Consider the following 236-nt stretch of genomic DNA (forward strand, 5'->3'; position numbering starts at 1 on the left):
GGTTACGACTTCATGGCGGTCTTTGAGCAGACCCCGCGAGAGGTCAGCCTCGGCATGGAGGAAGTGAAGGTCTCCACGCGCTCGCCGTGTCTTACGGCGCTTGTCTGCGACGTGCCGGGCCTCGTCCAAGGTGATCGAGTGCTCCGCGCTCTCAATGGTGAGCTGTTCGAGGTCACCGACGTAAAGCCGGATGGGCTGAGCGGCGTCGAGATTCACGTCGTCCAACTAGGGAGAGC

1 protein-coding gene is annotated in these 236 nt (G+C 62.3%); it reads left to right on the top strand.

Annotation, left to right across the window (positions count from 1 at the left end; translation table 11 throughout):
* Nucleotides 1-236, top strand: a 236-nt coding sequence (locus G5A07_RS22305) for a hypothetical protein (protein ID WP_223107856.1), incomplete at both ends; no start/stop codon positions are given.

Source organism: Stenotrophomonas sp. AS012628 (assembly GCF_010608305.1).
In the GTDB taxonomy this organism is placed as follows: Bacteria; Pseudomonadota; Gammaproteobacteria; order Xanthomonadales; family Xanthomonadaceae; genus Stenotrophomonas; species Stenotrophomonas geniculata.